Origin of the sequence: Enterobacteriaceae endosymbiont of Macroplea appendiculata (assembly GCF_012571605.1) — a bacterium.
In the GTDB taxonomy this organism is placed as follows: domain Bacteria; phylum Pseudomonadota; class Gammaproteobacteria; order Enterobacterales; family Enterobacteriaceae.
Genome location: NZ_CP046220.1, coordinates 1 through 2,222 on the forward strand (window position 1 = coordinate 1; position 2,222 = coordinate 2,222).

The following is a 2,222-nucleotide window of genomic DNA, read 5'->3' on the forward strand; positions in this document are numbered from 1 at the left end:
ATGAAAAAATATATTCCTATGACGTTACAAGGTTTTAAAAAATTACAAACAAAATTATATCAATTAAAAAATATTGAGAGACCAAACATTATTAATGCTATACAAGAAGCAAGAAAACATGGCGATCTTAAAGAAAATGCTGAATACAAGGCTGCACGTGAAACACAAAGTTTTTGTGAAGGTCAGATAAAGGATATAGAAATTAAATTATCCCAGTCGCAAATAATAGATATAACAAAAATAACTTATGATAATAAGGTTATTTTTGGTGCTACTGTTGTATTACATCATTTTTTAATGCATAAAAATATTACTTATAAAATTGTAGGTGATGACGAATCTAATTTAAAGGACCATTTAATTTCCATTAATGCACCAATTTCTAGAGCATTAATTGGTAAAAAAAAACAAGATATTCTTTTTGTACAAACACCAAGAGGTGTAATAAAGTATAAAATATTAGATATCCAATATATTTAATTCTAAACTAAATACTAAAAACAATTTGACTTTATTAACTAAAATAGTATAATAAATTCTAAGTCAATAATCTTATAAAAAGTTATTGCAGGTTCTTTAATAATTTATCAGAAAATTTATGTGGGCATTCTATTTTATAGAATTTTAGTATTGTATAAAAATTTTGAGTTTTTAATTGAAGAGTTTGATCATGGCTCAGATTGAACGCTGGCGGCAAGCCTAACACATGCAAGTCGTGCGGCAACGAGATAGAAATTATGTAAATTTTTTTTATTGTCGGCGAGCGGCGAACGGGTGAGTAATATCTGGGGATCTGCCTTATAGATTGGGATAACTATTGGAAACGATAGCTAATACCAAATAATATCGCAAGATTAAAGGTGGGGGATCTTTTAAGACCTCATGCTGTAAGAGGAACCCAGACGGGATTAGCTTGTAGGTAAGGTAATAGCTTACCTAGGCAACGATCTCTAGCTGGTCTGAGAGGATGATCAGCCACACTGGAACTGAGACACGGTCCAGACTCCTACGGGAGGCAGCAGTGGGGAATATTGCACAATGGGCGAAAGCCTGATGCAGCTATGCCGCGTGTATGAAGAAGGCCTTCGGGTTGTAAAGTACTTTCAATAAGGAAGAAGCAATAAAATCTAATATATTTTACTGTTGACGTTACTTATAAAAGAAGCACCGGCTAACTCCGTGCCAGCAGCCGCGGTAATACGGAGGGTGCTAGCGTTAATCGGAATTACTGGGCGTAAAGAGCACGTAGGCGGTTTATTAAGTCAGATGTGAAATCCCTAAGCTTAACTTAGGAACTGCATTTGAAACTAATTTACTTGAGTATCATAGAGGGGAGTAGAATTCCAGGTGTAGCGGTGAAATGCGTAGATATCTGGAGGAATACCGGTGGCGAAGGCGACTCCCTGGATGAATACTGACGCTCAGGTGCGAAAGCATGGGGAGCAAACAGGATTAGATACCCTGGTAGTCCATTGCTGTAAACGATGTCGACTTGGAGGTTGTGAGCTTGTCTCGTAACTTCCGTAGCTAACGCGTTAAGTCGACCGCCTGGGGAGTACGACCGCAAGGTTAAAACTCAAATGAATTGACGGGGGCCCGCACAAGCGGTGGAGCATGTGGTTTAATTCGATGCAACGCGAAGAACCTTACCTGGTCTTGACATCCATGGAATTTAATAGAGATATTTTAGTGCCTTCGGGAACCATGAGACAGGTGCTGCATGGCTGTCGTCAGCTCGTGTTGTGAAATGTTGGGTTAAGTCCCGCAACGAGCGCAACCCTTGTCCTTTGTTGCCAACGGCTTGGCCGGGAACTCAAAGGAGACTGCTGGTGATAAGCCGGAGGAAGGTGGGGATGACGTCAAGTCATCATGGCCCTTACGACCAGGGCTACACACGTGCTACAATGGTATATACAAAGGGCAGCATCCTCGTAAGAGTAAGCGAATCTCATAAAATATATCTTAGTTCGGATTGGAGTCTGCAACTCGACTCTATGAAGTCGGAATCGCTAGTAATCGTAGATCAGAATGCTACGGTGAATACGTTCCCGGGCCTTGTACACACCGCCCGTCACACCATGGGAGTGAGTTGTAAAAGAAGTAAGTTGTTTAACCATAAAAGGAGAACGCTTACCACTTTGTGATTCATGACTGGGGTGAAGTCGTAACAAGGTAACCGTAGGGGAACCTGTGGTTGGATCACCTCCTTTAATATAATTAAT

The 2,222-nt window shown here is 39.9% G+C and carries 1 protein-coding gene and 1 rRNA gene; both read left to right on the forward strand.

The features are described 5' to 3' along the window. Window positions 1–480, forward strand: coding sequence for a transcription elongation factor GreA (greA, locus tag GJT86_RS00005; RefSeq protein WP_168920268.1), 480 nt, complete (start codon window positions 1–3; stop codon window positions 478–480). A gap of 172 nt (window positions 481–652) precedes the next feature. Further along, window positions 653–2,210, forward strand: a 16S ribosomal RNA gene (locus GJT86_RS00010). The last annotated feature ends 12 nt before the right edge of the window (window positions 2,211–2,222 follow it).

Bases quoted from the DNA above. Each gene is read 5' to 3' on its own strand.
- greA (WP_168920268.1), top strand. From the start codon at position 1: ATGAAAAAATATATTCCTATGACGTTACAAGGTTTTAAAAAATTACAA.